Below are 1,429 nucleotides of genomic sequence, written 5' to 3'. Positions count from 1 at the left end.
ACTTAAAAATAGCAAACGACAGCGCTATAGTTGCAGACAATGTCAATCAAATAGCTAATGATATCTTAGAAGATGCTAGGAAGAAAAAATTCTAAATAAGTTAAACCCTTAATGGGTTTAACTTTGATACTCTATTAAATCTACATTTTACATTCAAGTCCACTATTAGAAATACCAAACAAATATTAATTAATTGAAAAATAATTATACTTAAGATAAAATATATCTTAATAATTTAAACATATAAATTAAAGGAGATACATTGTTTTCAAATTTAAAAATAGGGACCAAAATAGTTGCTGTTGTAATTGCAATTATAGTCTTAGGTATTGGAATTTTAGCAAGTGTAATTGCTATGCAATCTTCAAATATCTTACACACTGAAGCAGATAAATTACTTCAAACAAGTGCCTTTAGATATGCAAATATCGTCCGTGGAGCAACAGAAAGTGTACATTCAACACTAATGGGTGCAGAAAATACCATTGATAGCATCATCGCAGAACAAGACACAATAGAAGAACGCAGAATTAAAAATATTTTAGAAGGAGCTTTAGATTCTAATGGCTGGATAGCATATATTTATGTGCATATTCTTGATACTTCCAAATATAATGACATTAACCCTAAACTTTTAACACAATCAAATAAATTTTTAATGCTACTGCACGACACTTCTTTAAGAGAAAAAGGTGGTGTACAATTAGTCCAAGCAGAAGATGTCATTTTAAATCAGCAAAGCGTTGAAAATGCAATAAAAAATAGAAAAGAATCAATAGGTCGACCTCAAAATTTTACCATCAACAATGAAGAAATTCTAGCTTATAATATTGCTGTGCCTATAGTAAGAAAAGGAGAAATCATAGGGGTTATAGGGGCTTTAGGAAGTTTAACACAACTTCAACATGAGCTTACAAATCCTGAAAGAAGTGTTTTTAAAGACGATCAAAGATTATTATTAGGCAAAAATGGTCTAATAGCAGTTAGCCCTGCAACCGAATTTATAGGCAAAAATATTACTCAAATCAACCCGCATCCTAGTGCGAATTTATTAATTGATTTACAAAAAAATCAAACTAATACTCTATTTGACTTCACACCAGCTTCTACAGGAAATGCAAATAGAGCAGCGATAGCAAACTTTGATGTATGGGATGGTGCTGATGATTATTGGTCTATTGTGACTATGGCTCCAGTTGGCTCGATACAAATGCCTATAGAAAAATTAATAGCAACTATAATTATAGTATCTCTTTTCGTAGTTTTAGCTATTGCTTTAATAGTATTTATATACATAAACAAAGCAGTAAGCTCAAGAATTGTTAATTTACAAAACAACCTACTACACTTTTTTAAATTTATCAATCATGAAACCAAAGATACTATTTTAAGTAAAGATACTAAAAGCAATGATGAGTTAAGTATCATG

General features: G+C 30.0%; 1 protein-coding gene. It reads left to right on the top strand.

Features of this window, described 5'->3' with window-relative positions:
- Positions 1 to 262 precede the first annotated feature (262 nt).
- A partial coding sequence (locus L8U04_RS08225) for a hypothetical protein (RefSeq protein WP_263709819.1) occupies positions 263 to 1,429 on the top strand: 1,167 nt, incomplete at its 3' end.

This window comes from Campylobacter sp. IFREMER_LSEM_CL908, from assembly GCF_025771545.1.
GTDB classification, from domain to species: Bacteria; Campylobacterota; Campylobacteria; order Campylobacterales; family Campylobacteraceae; genus Campylobacter_D; species Campylobacter_D lari_D.
Note: the sequence above shows the minus strand (reverse complement) of the source record. Positions and strands in the feature narration are given on the sequence as shown.